Annotated in this window: 25 protein-coding genes; 15 read left to right on the top strand and 10 right to left on the bottom strand. The window is 73.0% G+C overall.

The genetic code is table 11. The annotated features are described in order from the left end of the window. Positions 1 to 333, bottom strand: a 333-nt coding sequence (locus ABD323_RS02580; protein WP_425555837.1) for a Mur ligase domain-containing protein, incomplete at its 3' end; no start/stop codon positions are given. A gap of 240 nt (positions 334 to 573) precedes the next feature. Continuing rightward, positions 574 to 846: a GlsB/YeaQ/YmgE family stress response membrane protein gene (locus ABD323_RS02585; RefSeq protein WP_344438544.1), complete on the bottom strand. Its 273-nt coding sequence runs from the start codon at positions 844 to 846 to the stop codon at positions 574 to 576. A 221-nt stretch (positions 847 to 1,067) separates the two neighbouring features. Here ABD323_RS02585 and metG point away from each other — a divergent pair, with 221 nt between their 5' ends. Then, the gene (metG, locus tag ABD323_RS02590; protein WP_344438546.1) at positions 1,068 to 2,777 is read left to right on the top strand and encodes a methionine--tRNA ligase; all 1,710 of its coding nucleotides are present in this window, start codon (positions 1,068 to 1,070) and stop codon (positions 2,775 to 2,777) included. A gap of 44 nt (positions 2,778 to 2,821) precedes the next feature. Here metG and ABD323_RS02595 read toward each other — a convergent pair whose 3' ends face one another. Beyond that, complete coding sequence (locus ABD323_RS02595; protein ID WP_344438548.1) at positions 2,822 to 3,700, bottom strand: ABC transporter permease; 879 nt, start codon at positions 3,698 to 3,700, stop codon at positions 2,822 to 2,824. Further along, positions 3,700 to 4,686 carry an ATP-binding cassette domain-containing protein gene (locus ABD323_RS02600; RefSeq protein ID WP_344438550.1) on the bottom strand — a complete coding sequence of 329 codons (987 nt, stop codon included), beginning with the start codon at positions 4,684 to 4,686 and terminating at the stop codon, positions 3,700 to 3,702. Before ABD323_RS02600 ends, ABD323_RS02595 begins: the two co-directional genes overlap by 1 nt. 206 nt (positions 4,687 to 4,892) lie before the next feature. On the opposite strand from ABD323_RS02600, the gene ABD323_RS02605 reads away from it, so the two are divergent. Both ABD323_RS02605 and ABD323_RS02610 read left to right on the top strand, forming a co-directional pair. Next, positions 4,893 to 6,098, top strand: a complete 1,206-nt coding sequence (locus ABD323_RS02605) for a cytochrome P450 (RefSeq protein ID WP_344438552.1) — start codon at positions 4,893 to 4,895, stop codon at positions 6,096 to 6,098. Next, complete coding sequence (locus ABD323_RS02610; RefSeq protein WP_344438554.1) at positions 6,095 to 6,343, top strand: ferredoxin; 249 nt, start codon at positions 6,095 to 6,097, stop codon at positions 6,341 to 6,343. The genes ABD323_RS02605 and ABD323_RS02610 overlap by 4 nt, the downstream gene beginning before the upstream one ends. Positions 6,344 to 6,370: 27 nt before the next feature. Here ABD323_RS02610 and ABD323_RS02615 read toward each other — a convergent pair whose 3' ends face one another. Beyond that, a complete protein-coding gene (locus ABD323_RS02615; RefSeq protein WP_344438557.1) occupies positions 6,371 to 8,299 on the bottom strand; it encodes a Xaa-Pro dipeptidyl-peptidase in 1,929 nt (642 codons plus the stop codon). 5 nt (positions 8,300 to 8,304) lie between these two features. Between ABD323_RS02615 and ABD323_RS02620 the strand changes: the two genes are divergently transcribed. The 7 genes from ABD323_RS02620 to ABD323_RS02650 all read left to right on the top strand — a co-directional run bounded on the left by ABD323_RS02620 (position 8,305) and on the right by ABD323_RS02650 (position 16,886). Then, entirely contained in the window at positions 8,305 to 10,575 is a 2,271-nt protein-coding gene (locus tag ABD323_RS02620; RefSeq protein WP_344438559.1) for a xanthine dehydrogenase family protein molybdopterin-binding subunit, read from the top strand. Positions 10,576 to 10,644: 69 nt separating this feature from the next. After that, positions 10,645 to 11,109: a (2Fe-2S)-binding protein gene (locus ABD323_RS02625; protein ID WP_344438561.1), complete on the top strand. Its 465-nt coding sequence runs from the start codon at positions 10,645 to 10,647 to the stop codon at positions 11,107 to 11,109. A 216-nt stretch (positions 11,110 to 11,325) separates the two neighbouring features. Then, a complete protein-coding gene (locus ABD323_RS02630; protein WP_344438563.1) occupies positions 11,326 to 11,733 on the top strand; it encodes a hypothetical protein in 408 nt (135 codons plus the stop codon). 243 nt (positions 11,734 to 11,976) lie between these two features. Then, complete coding sequence (locus ABD323_RS02635) at positions 11,977 to 12,711, top strand: class F sortase (RefSeq protein ID WP_344438565.1); 735 nt, start codon at positions 11,977 to 11,979, stop codon at positions 12,709 to 12,711. A gap of 153 nt (positions 12,712 to 12,864) precedes the next feature. Beyond that, complete coding sequence (locus tag ABD323_RS02640; RefSeq protein WP_344438567.1) at positions 12,865 to 14,175, top strand: ATP-binding protein; 1,311 nt, start codon at positions 12,865 to 12,867, stop codon at positions 14,173 to 14,175. Between the two features lie 89 nt (positions 14,176 to 14,264). Further along, the gene (locus ABD323_RS02645; protein WP_344438570.1) at positions 14,265 to 15,854 is read left to right on the top strand and encodes an alpha-amylase family glycosyl hydrolase; all 1,590 of its coding nucleotides are present in this window, start codon (positions 14,265 to 14,267) and stop codon (positions 15,852 to 15,854) included. A 138-nt stretch (positions 15,855 to 15,992) separates the two neighbouring features. Beyond that, positions 15,993 to 16,886 carry a polysaccharide deacetylase family protein gene (locus tag ABD323_RS02650; RefSeq protein WP_344438573.1) on the top strand — a complete coding sequence of 298 codons (894 nt, stop codon included), beginning with the start codon at positions 15,993 to 15,995 and terminating at the stop codon, positions 16,884 to 16,886. A 224-nt stretch (positions 16,887 to 17,110) separates the two neighbouring features. On the opposite strand, the gene ABD323_RS02655 is transcribed toward ABD323_RS02650, so the two are convergent. After that, complete coding sequence (locus ABD323_RS02655) at positions 17,111 to 17,929, bottom strand: SDR family NAD(P)-dependent oxidoreductase (protein WP_344438575.1); 819 nt, start codon at positions 17,927 to 17,929, stop codon at positions 17,111 to 17,113. 241 nt (positions 17,930 to 18,170) lie between these two features. On the opposite strand from ABD323_RS02655, the gene ABD323_RS02660 reads away from it, so the two are divergent. Then, positions 18,171 to 19,040, top strand: a complete 870-nt coding sequence (locus ABD323_RS02660) for a 3-hydroxybutyryl-CoA dehydrogenase (RefSeq protein ID WP_344438577.1) — start codon at positions 18,171 to 18,173, stop codon at positions 19,038 to 19,040. A 111-nt stretch (positions 19,041 to 19,151) separates the two neighbouring features. On the opposite strand, the gene ABD323_RS02665 is transcribed toward ABD323_RS02660, so the two are convergent. After that, positions 19,152 to 19,706 carry a hypothetical protein gene (locus tag ABD323_RS02665; RefSeq protein ID WP_344438579.1) on the bottom strand — a complete coding sequence of 185 codons (555 nt, stop codon included), beginning with the start codon at positions 19,704 to 19,706 and terminating at the stop codon, positions 19,152 to 19,154. Positions 19,707 to 19,827: 121 nt separating this feature from the next. Between ABD323_RS02665 and ABD323_RS02670 the strand changes: the two genes are divergently transcribed. Both ABD323_RS02670 and ABD323_RS02675 read left to right on the top strand, forming a co-directional pair. Further along, positions 19,828 to 20,295 carry a hypothetical protein gene (locus tag ABD323_RS02670; protein WP_344438581.1) on the top strand — a complete coding sequence of 156 codons (468 nt, stop codon included), beginning with the start codon at positions 19,828 to 19,830 and terminating at the stop codon, positions 20,293 to 20,295. A gap of 258 nt (positions 20,296 to 20,553) precedes the next feature. Then, positions 20,554 to 21,216: an HAD family hydrolase gene (locus ABD323_RS02675; protein WP_344438583.1), complete on the top strand. Its 663-nt coding sequence runs from the start codon at positions 20,554 to 20,556 to the stop codon at positions 21,214 to 21,216. Here ABD323_RS02675 and ABD323_RS02680 read toward each other — a convergent pair. Then, entirely contained in the window at positions 21,197 to 22,477 is a 1,281-nt protein-coding gene (locus tag ABD323_RS02680) for an NsdA family TPR-like regulatory protein (protein WP_344438585.1), read from the bottom strand. The two genes, ABD323_RS02675 and ABD323_RS02680, sit on opposite strands and share 20 nt — an antisense overlap. A 423-nt stretch (positions 22,478 to 22,900) precedes the next feature. On the opposite strand from ABD323_RS02680, the gene ABD323_RS02685 reads away from it, so the two are divergent. Both ABD323_RS02685 and ABD323_RS02690 read left to right on the top strand, forming a co-directional pair. After that, the gene (locus ABD323_RS02685) at positions 22,901 to 23,806 is read left to right on the top strand and encodes a terpene synthase family protein (RefSeq protein WP_344438587.1); all 906 of its coding nucleotides are present in this window, start codon (positions 22,901 to 22,903) and stop codon (positions 23,804 to 23,806) included. A 74-nt stretch (positions 23,807 to 23,880) separates the two neighbouring features. Continuing rightward, the gene (locus tag ABD323_RS02690; RefSeq protein WP_344438589.1) at positions 23,881 to 24,729 is read left to right on the top strand and encodes a hypothetical protein; all 849 of its coding nucleotides are present in this window, start codon (positions 23,881 to 23,883) and stop codon (positions 24,727 to 24,729) included. 57 nt (positions 24,730 to 24,786) lie between these two features. On the opposite strand, the gene ABD323_RS02695 is transcribed toward ABD323_RS02690, so the two are convergent. Both ABD323_RS02695 and ABD323_RS02700 read right to left on the bottom strand, forming a co-directional pair. Next, positions 24,787 to 25,152, bottom strand: coding sequence for a darcynin family protein (locus tag ABD323_RS02695; protein ID WP_344438590.1), 366 nt, complete (start codon positions 25,150 to 25,152; stop codon positions 24,787 to 24,789). A 36-nt stretch (positions 25,153 to 25,188) separates the two neighbouring features. Beyond that, positions 25,189 to 26,082 (bottom strand): NAD(P)H-binding protein, encoded by an 894-nt coding sequence (locus tag ABD323_RS02700; RefSeq protein ID WP_344438593.1) that lies wholly within the window; start codon positions 26,080 to 26,082, stop codon positions 25,189 to 25,191. Positions 26,083 to 26,109 lie beyond the last annotated feature (27 nt).

Here is a 26,109-nt window from a genome sequence, read left to right on the forward strand (position 1 = left end):
GTGGGGCCCGCCCGCCTCCCCGCCCGGCGCGGCCAGCGCCAGCAGCCGGGCCAGCACCGCGTCCGCGAGCGCGGCCACCGCGGCCGGCACGTCCGCCACCACCACGGCCGGCACCCCCACCGGTGCGCCCGCCAGCACCGCGACGGCCCCGGCGGCCACCGCCGGGGCCGCGAACCGGTGGCCGTCGGTGCGGGTGCCGGGCAGCGCGACGAAGAGCGAACCGGGCTCGGCGAGCCGGGAGTCGATCACCGCGGGCCGCTCCACCCGCGCCCGCGGGTCGGGCACGTCGTGCAGCGTGCCGCCGACCGCCTCGGCGATCTCCTGCAGCGTCATGGGGACCACGGTGGCTCCGATCGATCGGTGCGCGCCCCGAGCAGGGCTGCGATCAGCTGCGATCATCAGAAGCCACCGCGCCCCGCCGCCCGCGCAGCCACGCCGCAGGCCACGGCCAAAGAACGTCCGGGCGGGCGGCGCGCGCCGCACGCCGCGAGCCCCCGCCGTCAACGCGTCATCGACCGGCCCGCGGTCCCCTGCTGCGGATCGCGCCGCGTCACCCCGAGTCCCGCCGGGCCGCTACCGGCTGCCGCGCTTGGCGTTCACGTAGAGCGGGCTCACGAAGGCCACCAGCCCGATGGCGAAGCCGATCTGGAGCAGGTGGCGGATCCAGTCGATGCCGCTGGTGTGCCGCACGCCGATCCAGCCCGCCACCGCGTTGCCGAGCAGCGCCCCCAGCGCGCCCAGGACGGTGGTCAGCCAGAGCGGGATCGACTGGGGGCCGCGCAGCAGGAGTCGGGCGAGCAGGCCGAGGACCAGGCCGATGATGATGATCCAGATCAACTGGAACACGCTTCCTCCACGGGTGATCGGTTCCCGAGCTTGCCCCAGGCTATGGCGCCCGCCCAGCGGCGGCATCCCGGGGCGTGGAGGGCCCGGTGGCGGGCCGAAAAGGCGGTTCGGGCCGCACCGGGCGGCCGATAGACTGGTGGCAGCCCGTAGCGCCGCCCACCTCCCGGTGACGGTGACGTGCGGGCCTGCCGCATTCCCTACATGAACGGGAGCTTCCCAGGATGGCTCGACACCTGATCACCAGCGCGCTTCCCTATATCAACGGGATCAAGCACCTGGGGAACATGGTGGGGTCCATGCTCCCGGCGGACGTCTACTCCCGCTACCTGCGCCAGCGCGGCCACGAGGTGCTGTACATCTGCGCGACCGACGAGCACGGCACCCCGGCCGAACTGGCCGCCAAGGCCGCCGGGCAGTCGGTGGCGGACTTCTGCGCCGAGCAGCACGACGCGCAGAAGGCGATCTACGACGGCTTCCAGCTCTCCTTCGACTACTTCGGGCGCAGCTCCTCGCAGCAGAACCGCGAGATCACCCAGGAGTTCGCCCGCGAGCTGAAGGCCAACGGCTTCATCGAGGAGCGGGCGATCCGCCAGGTCTACTCGGTGGCCGACGGCCGGTTCCTGCCGGACCGCTACATCGAGGGCACCTGCCCGCACTGCGGCTACGACAAGGCGCGCGGCGACCAGTGCGAGAACTGCACCCGCCTGCTCGACCCGACCGACCTGATCAACCCGCGCTCGGCGGTCAGCGGCAGCACCGAGCTGGAGGTCCGCGAGACCACCCACCTCTTCCTGCTGCAGTCCAAGCTCGCCGGTGAGGTCGAGGCCTGGATCGACGAGCACGGCAACGACTGGCCGACGCTGGCCTCCTCGATCGCCCGCAAGTGGCTGACCGAGGGACTGAACGACCGTGCGATCACCCGCGACCTGGACTGGGGCGTGCCGGTGCCGGCCGACGTCTGGCCCGAGCTCGCCGCCCAGGGCAAGGTCTTCTACGTCTGGTTCGACGCGCCGATCGAGTACATCGGCGCGACCAAGGAGTGGTCCGACGAGGACCCGGCCACCCGGGACTGGAAGTCCTGGTGGTACCAGGCCGACGACGTGCGCTACACCGAGTTCATGGCCAAGGACAACGTCCCCTTCCACACCGTGATGTTCCCGGCCACCATCATCGGGACCCGCGCGCCGTGGAAGAAGGTCGACTTCGTCAAGGCCTTCAACTGGCTGAACTACTACGGCGGCAAGTTCTCCACCAGCCAGCAGCACGGCATCTTCACCAACGCGGCCCTGGAGCTGCTGCCGGCCGACTACTGGCGCTACTTCCTGATGGCCAACGCCCCCGAGTCGGACGACACCAGCTTCAGCTGGGAGATCTTCTCCGCCACGGTCAACAAGGACCTGGCGGACACGCTGGGCAACTTCGTCAACCGGGTGCTCTCCTTCAGCCTCAAGCGGTTCGGCGACACCGTCCCGGCCGGCGAGGCGGCCGGTGCGGCCGAGGAGCAGCTGGGCGCGGAGGTCGCGGCGCTGATCGCGGAGTACCAGGGCCACCTGGACACCCTGCAGTTCCGCAAGGCCGCCCAGGCGCTGCGGGCGCTGTGGAGCGCGGGCAACTCCTACCTGGAGACCAAGGCCCCCTGGCTGGAGATCAAGACCAACGAGGCCGGCGCCGCGCTCACGCTGCGGACCGCGATGAACCTGATCCACCTCTACGGCGTGCTGTCCGCGCCGTTCATCCCGGCCACCAGTGCCGTGATGCGCGCGGTCTTCGCCTCGGACGACGCCGCCGAGCCCCAGTGGGTCAGCGGCGAGCAGGCCGTCGCGCTCGACTTCGTCGCGGCCGGCACCTCGTTCACCGTCCCGCCGGTGCTCTTCGCGAAGATCACCGACGAGGACCTGGCCGCCTGGCGCGAGCGCTTCGGCGCCGAATAGGCCCATGGCTCCTCCTGGGGGCCGCCCGGACCACCCGGCGGCCCTCAGGAGAGCACCCGGCGGCGGAAGTTGCGCAGCCCCAGGCCCAGGAAGAGCACGCAGAAGCCGATCAGCACCGGGTAGATCACGTACAGGTGCATGTGCGTGGCGTCGGTGAGACCGGCCCGCATGCCCTCGGCGATGTAGATCAGCGGATTGACCAGCACCAGGGTCTGCAGCCAGGGGAAGCCGTCGACCCCGACGGCGGCCAGGCTGGTCCACTGGTAGTAGGTGCCGCCGAGGAAGACCAGCGGCAGCACCACGAAGCCGAACATCAGGCCGATGTTGCGCGGCTCGAAGGTGGTGCCGAGCACCAGCCCGAGCGAGGTCATCGCCAGGCAGGACAGCGGGATCAGGGTGACCACGATCCACCAGTGCACCGACAGGTGCGCCTGCACGCCGGGGGCGTGCACCACGGCCGCGATCGGGAAGACGATCACCGCCGAGATCATGCCCTGGGTGGCGCCCGAGAGCACCCGGGCCGTGGCCACCAGCCAGAGTGGGCACGGCGCCTGCACCCGGTCCTCGATCTCCCGGGTGTAGCCGAACTCCTGGGCGAGCTGGATGGCCACCGACTGGATGCCCTGGAACATGATGGTCACCGCGACCACGCCCGGCACCAGCACGGTCGCGAAGTCGGACTCCCCCGCCGTGCCCCCGCCACCGCCCACCCCCTGGCCGATGGTCGGGAAGACGTAGAGGAAGACGAAGACCAGCAGCAGCGGCTGCATGACGGTACGGGCGGCGAACTCGCCGGCGTGCTTGCGCAGCACCAGCAGGTCGCGCCTGATCAGCGCGCCGAGCGCGGAGCGGGCGGCGGCCTGGACCGAGCGGGTGGGGCCCACCGGGATCGCGGCGCCGCCCGAGAGGGAGGTGGCGGACATCAGTCCCGTAGCTCCTTTCCGGTGAGGCTGATGAAGACGGTCTCCAGGGTCGGCTCGGCCACCGCGAGGTCGGCGACCTCGAAGCCGGCCGCCTCGGCCGCGCCCAGCACCCGGGGCAGCAGCCGGGTCTCGCCGCCCTTGACCTGCAGCTCGACCCCGCCGGGCAGCAGCCGGGTGCGGTTGACCCCGGCGATCTCGCGGGTCAGCAGGTCGGCCAGGGCCGCCGGGTCGCCGGCGGCGCTGACGGTGACCACGGTGTCGGCGTCCACGGCCCGCTTGAGGGCGGCCGGGGTGTCCAGCGCGAGCACCCGGCCGTGGTCGATGACCGCCACCCGGTCGCAGAGCTGGTCGGCCTCCTCCATGTTGTGGGTGGTCAGCAGGATCGTCTGGCCGTCCGCGATCAGGGTGCCCAGGATCTCCCAGAGCGCGAGCCGGCTCTGCGGGTCGAGCCCGGCGGTGGGCTCGTCCAGGAAGAGCACGGCCGGGCGGTGGAAGATCGCCCGGGCCACCATCAGCCGCTGGGCCATCCCGCCGGAGAGCTCGAAGACCGAGGCCTCGGCCCACCTGGCCAGGTGGAAGCGGTCCAGCAGGGCGTCGGCGGTGCGCCGCGCGGTGCGGGTGGACTGCCCGAAGAGCAGGCCGTGGAAGACCAGGTTCTCGCGCACGGTCAGCGAGCGGTCCAGGGTGTTCTGCTGCGAGACCACCGCGATGATCTGCTTGACCAGGGTGGGCCGGGCCACCACGTCGATCCCGCCGATCCAGGCCCGGCCCGCGGTGGGCACCACCCGGGTGGTGAGCATGCCGACCGTGGTGGTCTTCCCCGCGCCGTTGGGACCGAGCAGGCCGAAGAGCTCGCCACGGCGCACCGCGAGGTCCAGCCCGTCCACGGCCGCCGTGTCCGCCCCGGGGTAGACCTTGCTCAGCGCGGCGGTCTCGATCACCGCCGGCGGCGCACCGGGGGGCGCGCCGTCCTGGTTCCACGCCACTGGGCACCTCGCTCCCGAGGCCGACCGGCCCCTTCTCCACGATGCGCGCTCCGGCGGGACCCGGCAACGCCCGTCCCCCGGGTCCTGCCCGGCGGCCGGGGCCCCGTCCTGCGGCCCCGGTCCGCAGATGGCCGGATTCCGCCCCTGGTTGTCGAGCCACCGTCCGACTACCGTCGGTAGCACCGGCCCGACCGCCAGGAGGAACCGTGTCCCTCGACCACAGCGAAGCGCCCGCCGCCGAGCCGCTCGTCCCCCTGCACTGCCTGCGAGCCGCCGAACCCGGCCCCCCGGTCCGCTCCGAGCTGCTGACCGGCACGCCGGTCTGGGTGGCCAGCCGGCACGCGGACGTGCGCCAGGTGCTCACCGACCCGCGCCTGGACCGCGCCTCGCTGCACGGGCCCGGCGCGCCGGCCCTGACGCCCTACCCGAACCTGCTGGACGACCCGGACGCCATCCTCAACCTGGACGGCGTCGACCACCAGCGGCTGCGCCGCACCGTCCAGCGGGCCTTCACCCCGCGGGCGATCGCCCGGTGGCGGCCCTGGGTGGCCTCGGTGGTCGAGGACCTGCTGAACGACCTCACCGACAGCGGTCGACCGGCCGATCTGGTGGCCTCCTTCAGCCGCCCGCTGCCGGTGGCGGTGATCAGCCGGCTGATGGGCCTGGACGGGGTCGACCTGCGGCGGCTGGAGTACTGGAGCGACCACGCGCTCTCCGCCTCCGCCCACGAGCCGCACGAGGTGCAGCAGGCGATGCGCGAATTCGGCGCCTTCGGGGCCGAGTTGGTCGCCGAGCGGCGCAAGAACCCGGGCGAGGACCTGGTCAGCAGCCTGGTGCAGGCCGCCGACGAGGGTGGCGAGGTGACCGAGCGGCAGGTCGTCACGCTGGTGATCGGCCTGGTGGTGGCCGGGCACGAGACCACCATGACCTCCCTGGGCAACGCGCTGGTCTACCTGCTCACCGAGGCCCGCCCGCAGTGGGAGCAGCTCGCGGCCGGCGAGGCGCAGGCGGCCGCCGCGGCCGAGCAGTTGCTGCGCACCATCCCGCTCGGCGACCAGGGCGTGCTGCCCGGTCTGCTGCGCCGGGCGGTGCAGGAGGTGGAGATCGGCGGGGTGACCATCGCGGCGGGCAGCGTGGTGGCGGCCGACCAGTTCGCCGCCAACCTGGACCCGGACGCCTTCCCGGCGGAGGGCGTCGACCTGTTCGCCCCGCTGCCCGCCTCCAGCCTGACCTTCGGCGCCGGCCCGCACCACTGCCTGGGTGCCTGGCTGGCCCGGATGGAGCTGGAGCTGGCGCTGCACCGGCTGGCCCGCCGGCTGCCGGGGCTGCGGCTGACCGTGGAGCCGCAGGACATCGACTGGCGGCGCGGCCTGCTCACCCGCAGCCCGCAGAGCCTGCCGGCCACCTGGTGAGCGGCGCCGACCGGCCCGCGCCGCGGTACGCCGTCACCGTGGACCGGGCGCGCTGCGTGGGCACCGGCTTCTGCGCGGCCGCCGCCCCCGACGACCTCGCGCTGGCCGAGGACGGCCGGGCCCGTGCGCGTCACGGCGGCACGGACGCGCTGGCGGCGGTCACCGAGGCGGCCGAGCTCTGCCCGGTGGAGGCCATCGCCGTCCACCGGGCAGCCACCGGCGAGCAGGTCGCCCCGCTCTGGTGAGGCGCGACCCGCCGGCTCGTCCGCTCGCTACCGGAACGCGGCCGCACCCAGGGGCAGCTCGCGGGCCGTCAGGCTGGTCAGGCCCGGCCCGTCGAGCGCCGGCTTCGCCGGCACGTGCAGCGACCCGGCGCCGCCGACCAGCGGCAACCGCAGCGCGGAGCGGCTCAGGTCCACGGTGAGCGTGGGCCGGCTGGCCGGCGGGTCGATCAAGCCGTTGTCGGTGCCCGCCACGGTCAGCGCCAGCCGGTGCCCGGCGGGCACCACGTGGTCGGTGGCGGCCAGGTCGACCGTCATCGTGTACGCGGTGCCCGGGGTGAGCGCGACGCCGTGGTTGAGCGAGGCGTAGTGGCCCAGGTCGATCCAGCCGCGACTGAAGACGGTGGCGCCCACCTGGGTGGTGTCGGCCGCGGTGTCCAGGTAGCAGGCGCTGTCGCCGGTGCCGCTGGTGCCCCAGCAGGACCGGGTGGTCAGCGTCCTGATGCCCTCGCCGGAGCCCGCGTAGTTGCGGATGGTGGCCGGGCCGAGGTCGACCAGCACCGCGCTCAGGTGGGCGCTGGCGGTGCTCGGGGTGACGGTCAGGGTGACCGATCCGCTGCCGGACAGCCGCAGGTCACCGGCGAGCGGCGCGCTGCTGAAGACCGTCTTGTCGGGGGTGCTGCGGTCCGCGTCGGCGGCCCAGGCGTTCTCGTCACGGCTCGGGTCGTCGGTGAAGGAGACCGACCCGCTGTTCGAAGTGCCGCCGAGCGTACCGGGGTTGAGGTGGACGGCGCTCTGTACGGTGCCCGGCGCCGGCCAGCCGGCGTCCTGGCTCCACTGGTCGGGGGCCCGCTCGACGTCGGCCACCGGGCCGTTCTGGATGCCGTTGTCCACGCCCATCAGGTAGTGGTCGAACCAGCTGTGCAGGGTGTCCACCCAGGCACTGCGGCGGTAGTCGAAGGGGTCGACGTGGCCGGTCTGCGAGAGCCAGATCTTGCGGTCCACGCCGGTGCTCGCCAGCGCGTCCCACCACTGCCCGAAGTTGACGGTGCGCACGTTCAGGTCCTGCATCCCGTGCACCACGAAGACGCTGGCCTTCACCTTGGCCACCGAGGCCACGTAGTCGCGCTGCTGCCAGAGCGAGGTCCAGTCACCGCTGTAGGGGGCGCCGGCCGCCAGCGTGCTCTGCTCGGCCCGGCAGCGCGAGGTCGCGCCCGAGCTCTCCACGTCGCCCGCCAGGTCCGCGGGGGTGCCGCTGTAGAGCGGGGCGCCCTGCGAACGGTAGTAGTCGTACCAGGAGCTGATCGCGGAGATGGGCACGATCGTCTTGAGGCCGGCGACTCCGGTGGCGGCCACGCCGTTGGCCACCGTGCCGTCCCAGGACTTGCCGATCATGCCGACCGAGCCGTTGGCCCAGGTCGGGGTGACCGCGGTGCCGCCGGTGCGCGCACTGTGGCCCACCGCGCGGCCGTTCAGCCAGTCCACCACGGCCTTGGCCGAGGTGACGTCGGAGGGGCCGCCGACGTCCACGCAGCCGTCCGAGCGGTTGGTTCCGGTCAGGTCGACCAGCACCACCGCGTAGCCGCGCGGCACGAAGTAGTTGTCGTAGTAGAGCGGGAACTGGACCGGGTGGCCCTTGGAGTCGTAGGTCTTGAGCTGGCTCTCGTTGCCGCGCCCGCAGCAGGAGTAGTACGGGCTGGCGTCCATGATCACGGGTATCTTCAGGCCGGCCGCGGCCGGCTCGCTGGGCCGGATGATGTCGGCGGCCACCCGGTCGACGCGGCCGTCGCCGTCGCCGTCCAGGCCGGTGTCGACCCAGACCGTCTCGCGCACGGCCTTGGTGTAGGAGTAGACGGGCTGGCTGACGCCGTTGCGGACGGGGCCGGCGGTGGCCGCCGAGGCGGGTGCCACCAGGGCGCCCGCCAGCGCCAGCAGCAGGGCGGCCAGCACGGCCACCGGGCGGAATCTACGGAGTCTCATGGCAGTTGACGGTACCCAGTCATGTCCATGTTGACCGGTCACTTGACCGTCCCTATGCTCGACCCGCCCGCCCCTACCCGCGAGTAAAGGGATCTCCCATCGCTGCCTTCACGGCCGACCGGCGCCGCTTCCTGACCTACCTGCTGGCCGCGCCGGCGCTGGCGATCGGTACCCGGGCGGCTGTTGACGCCGAGTCGGCCACCCCGGCCGCCGCGGCGGTACCGAGCCTACCGGGCATCCCGGACGTCCTGGACCTGGGCGACGCGCTGATCCTGGCCGGCAGGCCGACCGCCAACCTGCTGGTGCTGGAGGTCACCGAGGCCGGCCGGGTGGTGCTGCACCTGCCGCGCGCCGAGGTCGGCCAGGGCCTGACCACCACGATGGCGATGCTGGTGGCCGACGAGTTGGACGCCCACCTCACCGACGTCGACGTCCCGCTCTCCGACGCCCGACCGGAGTTGCTCTTCAACCAGCTGACCGGCGCCTCCAACTCGGTCCGCTCGCTCTACGACCCGGTGCGCGCGGCGGCGGCCGCCGCCCGCGCCCGGCTGGTGACCGCCGCCGCCCAGCGCTGGGGCCTGCCCGCCGCCTCACTGCTCACCCGGGACAGCGCGGTCCTCGCGCCCGACGGGCGCAGCCTGCCCTTCGCCCAACTCGCGGTGGCCGCGGGCGCGGTGATCGTCCCGGCGGTGCCGGCCACCCCCAAGAGCGCCGACCGGCTGACCCTGGTGGGCCGGCCGACCGGGCGCATCGACGCCCACGACATCGTCACCGGCCGGGCGAAGTACGCCGGCGACCTGGCCGTCCCGGGCGCGGCGCCGACCGTGGTCAGCCGCCCGCCCACCATCAACGGCACCCTCGCCTCCTACGACGCCACCGCCGCGCTGGCCATGCCCGGGGTGCTCGCGGTGGTGCCGATCCCCACCGGCGTCGCGGTGCTGGCCGAGACCTTCGACCAGGCGCTCAAGGCGAAGGCCGCACTCGTCGTCAGCTGGAACCCCGGCCCGCTGGCCGCGCTCTCGGACGCCGACATCCGCGCCCAACTGCGCGCCGCCACCGCGCCCTTCCTGGTGCCACCGCTGCTCACCCTGCACCTGGACGCGGAGTTCGACTTCGCCTTCGTCAGCCACGCCCCGATGGAGGTGCTCACCGCCGTCGCCGACGTGCGCGCCGACCGGGCCGAACTCTGGTTCTCCGCGCAGGCCCCGATCGTCGCGCAGCAGACCATCGCGGCCGAACTGGGCCTGCCGCTGGACGCGGTGACGCTGCACGTGGTGCGCGGCGGCGGCTCGTTCGGGCGCCGGCTGTTCAGCGACGCCGCGCTGGAGGCGGCCCAGGTCTCGCGGGCCGCCGGACGGCCGGTCAAGCTGATGTGGACCCGCAACGACGACGTGCGGCACGGCCGGATGCGCCCCGCCAGCCACCACCGGGTCAGGGCCACCCACGCACTGGGCCAGGTCCTCACCTACGAGCACCGGGTCGCCACCGTGCGCACCGACTTCCGGCACGGCCTGGGCGAGGCGCTGACCGCCGCCGGATTCGACCTGGACGTGGCCGGACTGACGCTCGGTCAGGGCTTCTTCCTGCTCACCGAGAAGGTGCCCTACAACCTCGGCGTCACCACCCAGCTGCTCTCCGAGGTCGACCTCGACATGCACACCGGCAGCTGGCGCTCGGTCTACTCCGGGCTGGTCCGGGTGGCCGACGAGATCATGCTGGACGAGCTCGCCCGCACCCTGGGCCGCGACCCGGTGGCCTACCGGCGCTCGCTGCTGAGCAGTGCCGGCTCGCGCGCGGTGCTCGACACGGTGGCGCAGGCCGGCCAGTGGGGCCGCGCGATGCCGGCCGGACACGCCCAGGGCGTCGGCTTCCACGAGGAGTTCCGCTCCAGCGTGGCCTGCCTCGTCGAGCTCGACGCCACCGATCCGCACGCCCCCCGGGTGACCCGCGCGGCGCTCGCCGCCGACGTCGGCCTGGCCGTCAACCCGCTCGGTCTGGAAGCCCAGTTGACCGGCGCGGTGCTGGACGGACTGTCGGTCACGCTGCAGGCCGGCCTGCACATCGACCATGGCGCGGTCCGCGAGGGCAGCTACGCCGACTTCCGCTACGCCCGCCAGCACGACAGCCCGCTGAGCGTCGAGGTGCACCTGCTGCCGCCGAGCGGACCGCCGGGCGGGGCGGGCGAGTTGGGGGTGCCGGCCGCGGCCGCCGCGGTCGCCAACGCCTACGCGCGGGCGACCGGGACCAGCCCGCGCAGCTTCCCGATCGCCTTCTGACCCCGCGCCCCGCCACCGCGCGACCCGTGACTCCGTGACTCCCCCATCGACAGCGCCGAGGACCACGCCATGCCTTCCTACAGTTTCGTCCTCAACGGACAGCCGGTGACCGTCGACGCCCCCGGCGACATGCCGCTGCTCTGGGTGCTGCGCGACAAGCTCGGCGTGACCGGCCCCAAGTACGGCTGCGGCGTGGGCGTCTGCCGCGCCTGCACCAGCCACCTGGACGGCGCCGAAGTGCAGACCTGCCTGGTCGCCGTGCAGGACTGCGCGGGGCGGCAGGTCACCACGATCGAGGGGCTGGCCGACGGCGACCGGCTGCACCCGGTCCAACAGGCCTGGCTGGACTGCGACGTGGCGCAGTGCGGGTTCTGCCAGCCCGGTCAGATCATGACGGCGGTGGCCCTGCTGCGCCGCATCCCCAACCCCACCGACGCCGACATCGACCAGATCCAGAACGTCTGCCGCTGCGGCACCTACCCGCGCATCCGCGCCGCGATCAAGCAGGCAGCGGCGGCCGGCCCGATCGTCTGAGCCCCGGCCCCACCGCACCCCGGCCCTCCCCTCTCCTTCCTCTCCTTCCCCCTCCGGCGACACGCCGACTTTCCGGACGGCCCGTCACACGTTCGCACGCGGTGTGGTGGCAGGGTCACGCCGCGCGACGGACGGTGGTGGAGGCACCTCCCGGATGTCCCTCAGGTCGACGCAGCGTCGAACCCGTCCGGGAAGCGCCATGGAAGGGATCCACCCATGCGTCCTGTACGCCACCTCGCCGCCGCCGCTGTCGCCGTCGCCGCCCTGAGCCTGAGCGCTCCGGCTGCCTTCGCCGAGGACCCGGGCGCCAAGTCCGACCGCCCCGCCAGCTCGATGACGGACGACAAGAAGTCGGACGACCACTCGAAGAGCGGCGAGCACGGGAAGTCCGACGACAAGAAGTCGGATGACAAGAAGGGCGAGGACCACTCGAAGACCGACGCGAAGGCCGACGCCCCCGAGTGGGCCGCCGAGCACCAGCCGCACGGCGGTGTCCACACCGGCGGCGGGTTCGGCGCGCTGGGCGGTGGCGGCCTCGCCACCGGCGCGGTGCTGCTGGCCGGTGGCGTCGGAGTCGGCGCCCTCGCCCTGCGCCGCCGCAAGCCGTCCGGCCACCGGGCCTGATCGACCGGTCCGACCGCTCCGGGCGCACGGGCCGTCCATCCCGATCCGCCCTCGGCGCACGTCCCGCGCGCCGTGCCGCCCTCCCGGCGGCACGGCGCGCGGGGCGCTCCGGCGTTTCCCGCAAGGCTGCGGCGTTTCCCCGCGCCGCTCCCGACCCCCGCGGCGTCCGTCCACCGCCGCTCCCGTCCCCGCCTTCCGTCGCTCACCTGCTCACCTGCTCACCCGCTCAGAAAGGCGCGCCCCATGGGCCAGCAAGCTCCCGGCAACGACGGCACCCCCTCCCCGTCCGAGGCGATGGGCCGCCGACGCCGGAACGTCCTCTTCGGTGCGCTGTGCGCCTGCCTGCTCGGCGTCTTCATGATCCACCAGTCGGTCGACCCCAGCGCCGCGTTCCCGCAGCCGCCGGCGCCCGCCGTGGCGCAGGCCGCCGCCTCCTCGCCCGCGCCGGGGGCCGCCCCGGTCCCCGTCCCGGCGCAGCCCTCCCCCAAGCGCACCGTGCCCGCGGTGGTCACCCCCGACGCCCACCCGACCCGGCTCAGCATCCCCTCGATCGGCGTCAACGCGCCCTTCACCCCGCTGGACCTGGACGCGAGCGGAGCGCTCAACGCCCCGCCGGCGGACAACACCAACCTGGTCGGCTGGTACCGCGGCGGCACCGTGCCGGGCAACCGCGGACCGGCGATCGTCGCGGGGCACGTGGACACCAAGACCGCCCCGGCGGTCTTCTGGAACCTCAGCGCGCTCACCCCCAAGACCACCGTCGACATCGCCCGCGACGACGGCGTCACCGCCACCTTCACGGTGGACAGCGTCGAGGTGTTCCCCAAGAACGCCTTCCCCGACAAGCGGGTCTACGGCAAGACCACCGACGCCCAGCTGCGGCTGATCACCTGCGGCGGCACCTACGACCGCAAGCACGGCGACTACACCGCCAACGTGGTGGTCTTCGCGCACCTCACCGGCCTGCGCGAGACGTGACCGGCCGCCGCCGCCGGTAGCGGGCGCGAGGAGGGGGCCGCCACCGACGGTCCGTAGCGTTGCCGGCCGCCGGTTGTCCCCGGCGGCGAGCGCCCCTCGTGGCGGGTGGGCCCTAGGTTCGGGGCCCACCTGCTGCTGCGAGGGGCGCGAACCATGACCTGGCTGATCCACGACTACCGCGAGGACGACCTCGCCGCCGTCGTCCACCTGATCGACAGCACGGCCGAGCTCGGCCAGGAGTCGGTCTTCTCCCTGGCCGAGTGCATCGGCGCACTCACCGCTCCGCCCCAGCCGTCGGCCGGCGGGGCGCACCGGCCGGCCGTGGTCGCGGTGCACGGCGGCCGGGCGATCGGCGCGGCGCTGGCCTGCATCGCCGGCGAGCGGGCCTGGGTGATGCGCATCGCCATCGCCCCGGCCTGGCGCGGCCGCGGGCTGGCCAGCGCGCTGCTGCGCGAGCTCGAGCGCCGGCTGGTGGCCCTGCGGGTGCGCCGGATCGCCTACGTGCTGCCGGAGGAGGAGCTGCTCGGCGAGGGCCTGCACAACGCCGGCTACACCCGCCGCCCGGCCGCCGCCTACTTCGAGAAGGCCGAGCCGGTCACCGGCCCCGCCGTCGGCCTGCTGGAGGAGCTCGGCGGGCGGCTGCTGCCCGGCGGCCTGTGGGACGAGGTGGCCGGCATGACCACCGAGAAGGACCTGATCGAGCGTCGGGTCGTGCTGCCGCTGGCCGAACCGGAGCTGGCCGCCCGGCACGGGGTGCGCCCGCCGCGCGCGATCGCGCTCTTCGGCCCGCCCGGCACCGGCAAGACCACCTTCGCCCGCGCCATCGCCTCCCGCCTGGGCTGGCCCTTCGTGGAGCTGCTGCCCTCCCGGCTGGCCGCCGACCAGGGCAACCTGGCCGCGGCGCTGCGCGGCGCCTTCGCGAGGATCGCCGAGCTGGAGCGGGTGCTGGTCTTCATCGACGAGGTGGAGGAGATCGCCCCGGTGCGCGGCGAGCGGCCCGACGGCGCGGCGCACGGCATCACCAACGAGCTGCTCAAGCTGATCCCGGGCTTCCGCGAGCAGGACGAGCGGCTGCTGGTCTGCGCCACCAACTCGATCCGCTCGCTGGACCCGGCCTTCCTGCGTCCCGGCCGGTTCGACTACCTGGTGCCGATCGGGACCCCCGACGCGGCCGCCCGCGCCGCCATCTGGCGCCGGTACGCGGCCGACCGCCCGAGCGTGGACCTGGACGTGCTGGTCGGGGCCAGCGAGTACTTCACGCCCGCCGACATCGAGCACGCCGCGCGCGGGGCCGCGCAGGCCGCCTTCGAGCGCGACCTGGCCCGCCCGGTGCCGGGCCCGCCGCAGGCGGCCGGGGCGGGCACCGAGGACTACCTGGCGGCGATCGCGGCCGGCCGGCCCACCGTGACCCCGGCCCTGGTGGCGGAGTTCACCGCCGACATCGCCACCCACGCCCGGGTCTGACCATCGGTCACCTCTCGGCGGATCCCCCGGACAGCGCACCCGCGCGCGGCCTACGCTGGCTCCTCGGACAGGCCCCAGGAGGCAGGCTCATGAGCATCCGTCACCCCCTCACGGACCGCGTCCCCGGCTGGCTCGCCGAGGCGGTGCTCTACCAGGTCTACCCGCAGTCCTTCGCCGACTCCGACGGCGACGGCATCGGCGACCTGCCCGGCCTCACCGGCCGGCTCGACCACCTGGCCGGCCTCGGGGTGACGGCGCTCTGGCTCAGCCCGTGCTTCGTCTCGGAGTTCGGCGACGCGGGCTACGACGTGGCCGACCACCTGACCGTCGCCCCGCGCTACGGGACCAACGCCGACCTGGTCGAGCTGGTCGAGCAGGCCGCCCGGCGCGGCATCCGGGTGCTGCTCGACCTGGTCCCGGGCCACACCTCGCACCGTCACCCGTGGTTCCGCCGCTCCGCCCAGGACCCGACGGACGACCGCTACGTCTGGTCCGACCGGATCACCGCCCCGGTCCACGAGTGGATCCCCAACCTGGGTGCGCGCGGCGGCTTCTACCGGGCCAACTTCTACCCGATCCAGCCCGCCCTCAACTTCGGCTACGCCCGCCCCGACCCGGCCGAGCCCTGGCGCAGCGCGGTGGACGACCCCGGCCCGCTGGCCAACCGGGCGGCGCTGCGCGCGATCATGGCGCACTGGTTCGACCTCGGGGTGGCCGGCTTCCGGGTCGACATGGCCGCCTCGCTGGTCAAGGACGACCCGGGGCACGTGGAGACCGCCCGGCTCTGGGGCGAGCTGCGCGACTGGCTGGAGGCCGACTACCCCGACCGGGTGCTGATCGCCGAGTGGGGGGACCCGGCCCGCTCCGTGCCGGCCGGCCTGCACGCCGACTTCTTCCTGCACTTCACCGGCCGCGCACTGCGCTCGCTCTGGGACAACGGCACCGGCAGTCAAGGCAGTTGGGCGGACGGCAAGCCCTGCTACTTCGACCCGGCGGGCGGCGGCTCGATGGCCGAGTTCCTGGCCGCCTGGCAGCAGGCCGACGAGGCGATCGCGGGCCGTGGCCTGGTCGCGCTGCCCACCGCCAACCACGACTTCTCCCGGCTGGCCTGCGGACCGCGCACCCGCGAGCAACTCGCCCCCGCCTTCGCCTTCCTGCTCAGCTGGCCCGCCCTGCCGGTGATCTACTACGGCGACGAGATCGGCATGCGCTTCGTGCCGGGCCTGCCGGAGAAGGAGGGCAGCCAGTTCGGCACCGAGGCCCGGCAGGGCTCGCGCACCCCGATGCAGTGGGACGACACGCCGGGCGCCGGCTTCTCCACCGCACCCGCCGAGGCGCTCTACCTGCCACTGGACCCCGACCCCGACCGGCCCACCGTCGCCGGCCAGCTCGCCGACCCGCACTCGCTGCTGCGCCAGGTGCGCGCGCTGATCCGGCTGCGCCGCGACACGCCCGAGCTCGGCACCGGTGGAAGCGTGCGGGTGCTCGGCGCCGGCTACCCGCTGGTGTACCTGCGCGGCGAGAGCCACCTGGTGGTGGTCAACCCGCGCCGCGAGCCGGCCGTCCTGCCGCTGCCGCAGGCCCGGGCGGACGCTGCCGTGCTGCTCGCGAGCGGCGTGCGGCTCGCCGAGGGGGCCGTGCGGGCGGCGGGTTTCTCGTACGGGATCTTCCGGATCTGACCTGCCGTCGACCCGCGCCGCACCGCCCGCCGCGCCCCTCGTCGCACCCGTCGCCGGGCCGGTTCGGTGCCCGCCGGCCGGCTCACCGGCTCGGCCCCGAATCGCCCCGCTATTCCGTCATACTTATGCTGGGCCGCGATGACTGTCGACCGCCGCAGACTCCTGCGTACCACTGCCCAGCTGGCCACCCTGACCGCGGCCGGTGGGCTGCTCGCGGGCTGCGGCCAGGAAGCCGCGACCGGGGCCGGCACCGCCCCCTCGGCGCTCTCCGGTCCGCCGCACGCCAGCGGACCACCGGGCGGCGCCAGCCCCCTGACGCCGAACATGATCCCCAGCGCCACCGTCACCGGTACGCCGACGGCGGCCTCCACCTCGGCGCCACCGGCGACCGCCTCGTCCACGGTCGCCCCGCTGCCGCCGCTGGCGGCCGGCACCCCGGTCGAGGTGGTCGCCGGCCCGCGCGACCGCCCGCAGGTCGCGCTGACCTTCCACGGCCAGGGCGACCCGAGGATCGCCACCGCCCTGCTGGAGGCGGCCGAGCAGCACGGCGCGCAGCTGACCGTGCTGGTCGTCGGCACCTGGCTCGACCAGCAGCCGCAGATGGCCCGCCGGATCCTGGACGGCGGCCACGAACTGGGCAACCACACCCTGAACCACCTGGACATCTCCTCGATGTCACCCGACCAGGCCTATGCCGAGATCACGGGCTGCGCGGACCGGCTGAAGGCGCTGACCGGCTCGATCGGCCGCTGGTTCCGCCCCTCGGCCGCGCAGTACGCCACCGCGCAGGTCAAGGAGCAGGCCCGGCGGGCCGGCTACGAGCACTGCCTCTCCTTCGACCTCGACCCGCGCGACTACGCGGACCCGGGCGCCGAGGTGGTCCAGCGGCGGATACTCGGCTCCATCAAGGCCGGCTCGATCGTCGCCCTGCACATGGGCCACCAGGGCACCGTGGACGCCCTGCCGGCCGTGCTGGACACCCTGAAGCAGCGGGGCCTGGCCGCCGTGACGGCCAGCCAGCTCTGCTCCTGACCGCACCCGACCGGCGCCCCCCGACCCTGGTGTGGGCGGGCGCCGCTGTGCCAGACTCGCCCCCATGCGCTGCAACGGCTGGTGACCGGCTTCGCGCACGAGGGCCGCGCACCGGGCAGCTGGCCGCCGGCCGAGCTGGCCGCCCTGCTCATGCTCTGACGCGCCGCTCTGACCCGGTCCGCCCTCCTGCCCCGTCCGTGCCCGTCCGCACTCCTCCGCCTCGCCTACGCCAGCGGATCACTCGGGCCGTAGGGGCGCAGCCGCAGCGTGCGGGCGTCGTCCACCCGGATCGCCTCCGCCTGGGCCACCAGCAGTTCCAGGTTGTCCCGCCCGGCGTGGATGAACCGCCCGTGCAGCGCGTCGAAGCGGCCCCGGGCGGCGTCCACCGCCACGGCCACCATGTAGGGGAGGCTGTTCCACTCCTTCATCCCCGCGAACATCGGCATCCCGGCCGTCATGTCGGTGGCCACCGCGCCCGGGCTGATGTCGAGCACCACCACACCGTGGTCGGCGAGCGAGTCGGCGATGTTGTCGGAGAGCTGGAGCAGCGCGCCCTTCGAGGTGGCGTACGCGGTGTACCGGCCGTCGGGACGCAGCGCGAAGCCGGAGTTGAGGTTGAGGACCCGGCCGCGCCCGCGCTCCACCATGCCGGGCAGCACGCTGCGCAGCAGGTTGAAGGGGCCGCGCAGGTTGACCTCGACCACCTGCCACCACTGCGCCGCGTCCGCCTCCCAGAGCGGCACCTCCTCGCGGTCGATCTGGCCGGCGTTGTTGACCAGCAGGTCGACGGGCCCCAGATCGCGCTCGACGCTGCGCACCGCCTCGCGCACCGCGCCGGGCCGTGCGACGTCCGCGGTCACCGCGATGCCCTTGGCGCCCTCGCGCACGCAGGCCTTGAGCGTGTCGGTGAGCGTCTGCAGGGTACGGCCGACCAGGCCCACCGCCATCCCCTCCGCCGCCAGCCCGATGGCGATCTCCCGTCCGATGCCCCGCCCGGCGCCGGTGACGAGCGCCACCTGCCCCTCCAGCGTGCCGCTGCGCATCGCAGCTCCCTCCCGCACCCCGCCCACGAGCCGTTCCGCTCCGTACCGGCACAGCATGGGCCCCGCGGGCGGACCGTGGCCCGGGCCACACGGCCCGGCCCCGCCCCCTCACCCGGACAGCCCAGCGCGCGGTTTCCCGACGCAACAGCAGGGTGCGTGCCCACGCCCCGCGCGCGGAGTAGTACGGTCGAGCGACATGGGCGGCGACCCCGCCCGGCAGGAAACCCGGAAAGGCAAGTGAGTGAGCGACATCGCGCGCGTCGGAGTTGTCGGATGCGGTCTGATGGGATCGGGCATCGCCGAGGTCTTCGCCCGGGCCGGACTGGACGTCCTGGTCTCGGAGGCCACCGGGGAGGCGCTGGAGCTCGGCCGTACCCGGCTGACGAACTCGCTGGACACCGCGGTCAAGCGCGGCAAGCTCTCGCAGGAGCAGCGCGACGAGGCCCTCGCCCACCTCTCCTTCACCACCGACCTCGCCGACTTCGCCGACCGCGACCTGGTGGTCGAGGCGGTCGCCGAGCGCGAGGACATCAAGGTCCAGATCTTCCAGACCCTCGACCAGGTGGTGACCCGCCGCGACGCGATCCTGGCCTCCAACACCTCCTCGATCCCGATCGTGAAGCTGGCCGCCGCCACCTCGCGCCCCGAGCAGATCATCGGCCTGCACTTCTTCAACCCCGCCCCCGTGCAGCGCCTGGTCGAGGTCATCCCCACCCTCACCACCTCCGCCGAGACCACCACCCGGGTCGAGACCTTCGCCGTCCAGGTCCTCGGCAAGGAGCCGATCCGCGCCCGCGACCGGGCCGGCTTCGTGGTCAACGCCCTGCTGGTGCCCTACCTGCTCTCCGCCGTGCGGATGTTCGAATCGGGCGTGGCGACCGCCTCCGACATCGACAAGGGCATGGAAGCCGGCTGCGCCCACCCGATGGGCCCGCTGCGCCTGTGCGACCTGATCGGCCTGGACACCATCGTCTCCATCGCCGAGTCCATGTACCACGAGTACAAGGAGCCCCTCTACGCCGCTCCCCCGCTGCTGTCCCGCATGGTCGACGCCGGCCTGCTCGGCCGCAAGTCCGGCCGCGGCTTCTACGACTACAGCGCCACCGCCTGAGCCCCTGGGCCCGAACCCGACGACTGCTGCGCCCCCGCCCGTCCTTGGGTTCTAGGGATCGTTGCAGTCGTCGGGGCGGGTGGCGAGACCACCTCGCCGGTGATCCTTGCCTCAGGCACTACGCAGTCGGTCACCCGGTAGCGGGAGGCCGGGGGGAACGTAGCCGTCGCCGTCCTTGGGGTCACCGGCGCCCAGTCCCGGGAGCAGTTGGTCGGGCAGAAGGACGACACGGGCCGTCTCGGACAGGCTGCGCGGGAGCTCCGCCGGGCCGATCCAGGAGTCGGCGTCCTCCACGCGGGGGTCTGCCTGTTGCGCGGCGATGACGCCGCACAGCAGCACGACGTTCGATGCGTCCACCGCACACACTCCGACCTCCACGGTGACGTCCGGCAGGTAGCTCGTGGCGGTCTTGCGGTAGCCGACATGCACGGCGTCTCCCCGCTCCGGCACCTGCGGATGCGGCCCGACCTGCCAGTCCGTGATCCTCACGGTGAGGGGGTAGACCCGGTCCCCCCGCACCACGGTGACCTCCCCGGCCGCGGCACCGGGACTACGCTTCCCGCTCTCCCCGCCCGCGGCGAAGCAGCCGGTGAGGGAGACCGCCGCGCACGCGGCCAGCACGGTCCGGACCGCCCCACCGACCTGACGTCGAGTCTGCCGTTGCACGCTGGTCTCCCCTTCACCCCGCCCTCACGACCTGTTGATCAGGACGCGATCCGGCCCGTCGCAGTTCCAGGTGACACTTCCTCAGATCCCCCGGTCCTGCCAGAATCCGCAGGTGAAACACATGACTCACCGTCTCACCCCCGCGCAGCAGCGGCGCCAGTGGATCGGCGGACCGCTCTTCCTGGCGGGCTCGGCCTACCTCCTGCACCTCGCCCTCAGCCGGCCCCTGACCGAACGGATCGCCCCCGCCATCCTGTTCGCCCCGGTGCTGGCCGTCATCGGCACGTTTCATCTGCTGGTCCTCCTCACCAGCGTGAGCTTCGACGAGCACGAGCTGTGGTGGACCGCCCTGTGGGGCCGCCGCAACCGGTTCGCCTGGGCGGACATCACGAACGTCGAGGTGGTACGGAAGAACGAGCGGGCCAGCGCCCCGGAGATCGTACGGATCACCCACCGGTTCCACGGCACGTACGACCTGCCGGTGCTCGTGGGCCTCCAGGGCAGCTGGCGCGACCCCGATTTCGAGGCCAAGACCGCCCACCTCGTCACCACCTGGCGCACCGCCACCGCAGCAGCGGCCACGCAGTAAGGCCGCTCCCCCACGGTGGGCGCCGAGCATCTTCACGTGGCCGGCGCCCACCGTACTGTGCCGCTCGGCGGAGCGGAAGAGGGTCAAATGCTGCTGAATTGATACCGCAGAAGCGCGGTCGAGACCAAACAAGGTCCAGACCGCTCCCACGTATCCTCCGACTTGAGCGCCACATAGGGTCTACATAGAGATCCAATTTCACTCAGCCCGCCCTCGCCTCGTTGTCACCGCCCGGCGGCCCTCGACTACGCTGCGGCCATGACGATCCAGGCTGTGGTGTTCGATGTCGGCGAGTGCCTGGTGGACGAGACCCGCGAGTACGGGACTTGGGCCGATTGGCTCGGCGTCCCCCGGCACACGTTCGTCTCCCAGTTCGGCGCCGTAATCGCCCAGGGCCGCGACTACCGTGAAACGTTCCAGATCTTCCGGCCGGGCTTCGACCTGTACGAGGAGCGCGAGCGTCGCGCTGCCGCCGGCCTGCCAGAGAGCTTCGGCGAGGAGGACCTCTACCCGGACGTACGGCCGGCCCTGGCGAAGCTCCGCGCTGACGGCCTGTGGCTCGCCATCGCCGGCAACCAGACCGTCCGAGCCGGCCGGATCCTGCGCGAGCTCTTCACTGCGGACGTCGACCTGATCGGCACCTCCGACGACTGGGGCGCCAGCAAGCCCGACCGGCTCTTCTTCGACCGCGTCTCCGAGGTCACCCCCGTCGAACCGGAGGGGATCCTCTACGTCGGCGACCGCCTCGACAACGACGTGTTGCCCGCGCTCGCTGCCGGAATGCGCACCGCCCTGATCCGCCGCGGCCCGTGGGGTTGGATCCAACAGGACGACCCAGCCGCGGCCGGATCAACCTTCCGCATCGACTCGCTGCTCGAACTTCCGGACCGGATCACCGAGTTCAATGCTGAAGGGAGCTAAGTGTCGCTGACCAGCCGTAGAGACGGTCATCGACCCGCTGCACCTCGGCGTTGTCCTGCCACTGCGTCAGGGCCCGGCGAGCTTCCCTGACGCGCTCCATGCCGGTGGCGTACCAGGTGACCCCAAGCTGGTCGAGCGCCTGCTCCAGGCGCCCGCACGCGACGTCCGGTCGGCCTACGGCCGCCTCGACCGCAGCGAGGTCGGCCAGGATCACCGACCGCTGCTTGCCGTCGGAGTCCAGTAGCCCGGCCAAAGCGTCCTCCAGGGTGGCACGCGCTTGAGGGAGATGTCCTGCGACGAGCTCGGTGTGGCCACGGAACGCGGTGAGCCGGGCCTCGGAGAACCAGGTGAACCAGTCCGGAGTCGTTTCGTCGCCCCTGGCCGCGAGGATGTCGGCGGCATGGCGAAGCAGGACGAGCGCACCCCGATGATCACCGGAGCGGCTCAGACACTCGGCTTCCACAGCATCGAGCCAGGCGAGGAACTGGGCACCCGCCGGCGCGCGGCGGGCGTAGGCCCGCGCCGCCTGCATCCGCTCCATGGTGTCGTCGAGCCGCCCCGCCCAGCCGGGGATGAAGGCCGTGTGAGCGAGCACCGCAGCGCCGAGCAGCGAGTCGTCCGCCTCGCCGGCCGCCTGAAGCGCGCGGACGAAGGTGGCGTCGGCCAGGTCGGGTTGTCGCAGGTCGAAGAATTCGATCCGCCCGGCCAGCAGAAGTGACTCCGCCAGAGCGGCCGCGAGAATCCGCCGCGCGACGCCGGAGGTCTCCCCGAGGAGGGCCGTCCCGAGCTCGGCGTGGCCGACGACGGCCTGCACGAGGGTGGCGGGGGCAACACTCCAGTACAGCCTACGGTGTGCCTCGGTCACTACGGCGAAGTCCTGTCCAATGGTGGCCGGTTGGGCGCCGATGGCCAGCGATGGGCGCGGCAGGGCGGCGCGAAGCGCGGTCGGGGCAGGCACGCTGCGGGACTGCCTGGATGGGGTCCCGGGAGCGGCGGCCGGACCGCGGTCCCAGGGGGCACGGAAACCGAGTTGCTCCACGGGGAGGTGCAACACCCGTACGAGCAGGCGCTGGTAATCGTCCTGGGGCCAGGGCGGAGTGTCCGACTCCCAGCGACGGATCTGACGGAGGCTGACGTCCACCTGCCCCATACCGAGCTGTCGCGCAGCGGTGGCGAGCGCGCTCGCGAAGGCGCCCTGGGAGGAGAAGCCGGCGGCCTGTCGGGCTGCCTTGAGTGCCGTGTTGCCGAGGGGACGGGCCATGGCGGGCCTCCAGGTCGGTCTACTGACTGGCACTCAACTGTAGGACCAGGATGCCGTTACGCGGACCCATGAAGCATATTCCGGGCCATCGCGGCATGAATACGTCCCTTAAGTGTCCTCTATGCGGCCTTCAAGACATCGGTTCAGGGCTCGATGCTGTAGGCAGCAGGATCACGACGAGTGATCGAAGCGCGACAGATTGCAACGCAGGAGGTTCGGCATGCCTGGCGGCACCCAACAACAAGACGTGGCGGGCCCGCCACCCACCACGTGTACCGACTGCCCGTCACCGGATGCTCCGCACCGTGGCGAGCTCGTGACGTCCCGAGTCGCTGACGGCGTCGTCCGCGACGAGCAGGCGCGTCGCTGCACGCCGTGTCACATCGCCCACCGAAGTCCAGCACCCGCCCAGGGAAACTCCTGATGACCACCACTGATCCCCGGCATGCCGACCTCTACATCTCGGCCGCCACCTTCCTGCACCGGCACGCCCTGCACCCCGACCCGGCCACCTACCTGGCGCACGGGTATGTCGACCTGTGCCTCGCGGCGTGGCCCGGCGCTCGTGGTGTCGAGTTCGATCTGGCAACCCGCTGGGCGCTGTGGACATGGCTGACGGACGACCTGTTCGACGTCGAACTGCGTGACTCCTCGCCGGGCACGGTCAGCCGCACGGTCCTGGACCTGCTGGCCGTGGCCGGCGGCACCGACCGGCCCGGCCCAGGCGCGCAACCGCTGCTGGCCGCCCTGGCTGAACTCGTCCGCGAGACCGCGGAGCTGATGCCGGACACGTGGCAACGCCGGCACTACGAGCAGTTCGAGGAGTGGCTGCACGCCGCCGCCGAGAAGCTTCTCGACTACACCCAGCCCGGCCGGCCCCCCACGCTGCGCGCCTACCTGACGATCCGGCCCGCGGACGGCGCCATGCTGATGGCCGCGATGTGGACGGAGCTCGCGCTGGGCTGTGTCACGCCGGACTGGTCGGATCCGCTCGTGCGGTCGATGCTGGCCTGCTTCTCGGCCTGCGGGACCACGGTCAATGACCTCGCCGACCGCACCGGCACCTTCACCCCGGCCGCCGCACTGGTGAACCAGGGGGCGGCGGTGCCCGAGGCACGACAGCGGAGTGCCGCGTGGCTGCGGGGCGAGGAGTACCGCTGGTGGATGCTGTGCACCGCGGTCCGGACCGGCGGCTACGACCGGGCGACCGTGGACCTCGCGCGCGGGCTTGACCGGTTCCGGGCCGCACTGACCGGCTGGACGGCCAGGAGCGCCCGGTATGCGCCCAGTGCCCCGACCGGGAGCCCAACGTCTTTGCCAAAGAGGTGACTTGAGGGCGATCCGGCGGCTACTGTTCCCGCACGTGCCAGCCCTTCCATGGCTCGAGATCCACAGGAGGTCGCATGGTCCCTTCCGGGAGCCCGCTGGGTCGGGTTCTGCCCAAGGCCGGTCCGAACAGCCGGCTCCTGCGATTTGCGACCGGCAGGGTCATCCGCCTCAGCGGCTCCACCCGGGCGGGGCTGGTGCTGGTGGGCTGCACGGTGATGGGACTGTCCTGGTTCCTGCCCTGGTACTCGGTCCTGTACTGGCTCAAGGACCAGCAGGGGTTCCACACCGCCATGGGCAGCAACCACTACTCGACGACCGAGGTCATCGGCCCGGAGGCCGCGGCCCACGGCAACAACTTCGTCGTGGAACGGGACTACTCGGGCTCCACGCTGGTGACGAGCGCGCGGCAGTTGCGTGAGCTGGCCCTGTCCGAGCAGTACTACAAGTACATCCTCATCCTGGGTGTCGTGGCGCTGGTTGCGGTCTGGGCGCACGGTGAGAAGCGACGGGACAACCGCTTCTTCCGAGCGGTCGCCCGGATCGCGGACATCTCCGAGGGCCTGGGCGTCATCGCCGCCGTCGCCTACGTGGTCGACAAGACCGCCAACCTCACCTCCCTGCACACGGTCGAGAGCGCCGCCACCGCGCAACTGGTGCAGGACCTCGGCTCCCAGGGCGGCGGCTCGTCCGCCATCGCCTTCGTCTCGGCGGGGTTCTCCACCGGGTTCATCGCCGTCACGGTCGGCCTGGTCATCGCCGGGTTCGGCGTGCTGGCCGGTGAGCGGTCGGACGACGAGGGCGACAGCCGTGGCCCCTCCTCGCGGGCGGCGGTCGCCTGGTTCGCCGTCGGCCGGCTGCTGGCCAACCTGCTGCTCCTCGTGGGCCTGGTGTACATCGCCGCCAGCCTGCTGGTCTTCATCTGACGCGGCACCCGCGCGGCCGGCCACCCCGGTGCGCGGGTGCGCGGATACCGCGGCGCGTCAGGTGCTGATGGTGGCGACGGGCTCCAGGCCGTAGGTGCGGGCGTAGCCGTTCTCGGTGCCGACGAGGAGCTCGACGACCTCGAAGTAGCGGTCCCAGAAAGGGGTTTCGCGCAGGGCATCGATGAGGAGCTGGTAGGCGTGGTGGTCGTCGGCCTCCCACACCCAGACGTCGGTGACCCGGGCGGAGTAGAACTCGGTGTCGTAGAAGCGTGAACGGACGCCGGTGGTCCTCGACTTGATCGCGGGCAGGACCTCGGTGGTGAAGGCCTCGACGCGCTGCGGGACGCTCAGGGCGAGCCACTCGGGCGTGGTCTTGACGAGCATGAACGCCGTGACCGGCGGTTCGGTCTGCTCAACGGACATCAGGTGTCTGCCAATCAAAGGTGGTCGGTGGGGACTTCAGGAGAGGACGGCGGCCTTGAGGTTCTGCGCGCACCACCGCTCGAAGCCGGTGGGCGAGGCGGTGGCCGGGGTGCGGGTGACACCCGCGTCCAGACCCAGGTCCTTGGCCCGCTTCATCTCGACGATGCCCTCGACGAACGCCTCGTCGAGGCCGTGGCCGAGGAGCGCGGCGCGCATCTCGTCGAGCGGCCGGCGTTCGTAGCGGACGGGGCGGCCGAGCTGTTCGGTCATGATGCGGGCCAGGTCGTTGGGCGACAGGTCCTGCGGCCCGAGGACCGGGACGCTGTCGGCACCGGTCCACGAGCGGTCCAGCAACAGGCCGGCGGCCACGGCCGCGATGTCGGCGGTGGCCACGCGCGGGACCCGGCGGTCGGGGTCGGCGGAGTCGGTGAAGACGCCCCGCTCGCGGATCGACGCGGACTCCTCCAGCAGGTTCTCGAAGAAGGACGGGTTGGCCAGGGCCCGGTAGGCGACGCCGCTGGTGGCGATGAGGTCGTCCAGGGCGAGGGAGGTGGTGACCAGGCCGGCCCGGTCGGCGAGCGGGGTGCCGCGGCCGAGCGCGGAGACACCGACGACATGGCCGACGCCGTGGGTGGCCAGCGCCCGCACCGCGGGGGCGCTGAAGCCGGTGTAGGCGTCCCGCGGGGTCGTGGTGGCGTCCGGGGGGACGAGCCAGAAGACGGCGTCCGCACCCTCGAAGGCCCGGTCGACCACCTCGGCGTCGCCGTGCGAGCCGACGACGACCTCGACGCGTCCGCGGGCCGCGGCCGGCAGCCGGGCGGGATCGCGCACGATCACGCGCAGCTCCTCGCCCGCGGCGGGGGCGGACTCCAGGAGGCCGGAGAGCAGGTGACGGCCGATGTTCCCGGTGGGAGCGGTAATGACGATCATGAAAACCTCGCAGGTCGTGCCGGTCGG

It is taken from the genome of Kitasatospora nipponensis, from assembly GCF_039528135.1.
GTDB classification, from domain to species: Bacteria; Actinomycetota; Actinomycetes; order Streptomycetales; family Streptomycetaceae; genus Kitasatospora; species Kitasatospora nipponensis.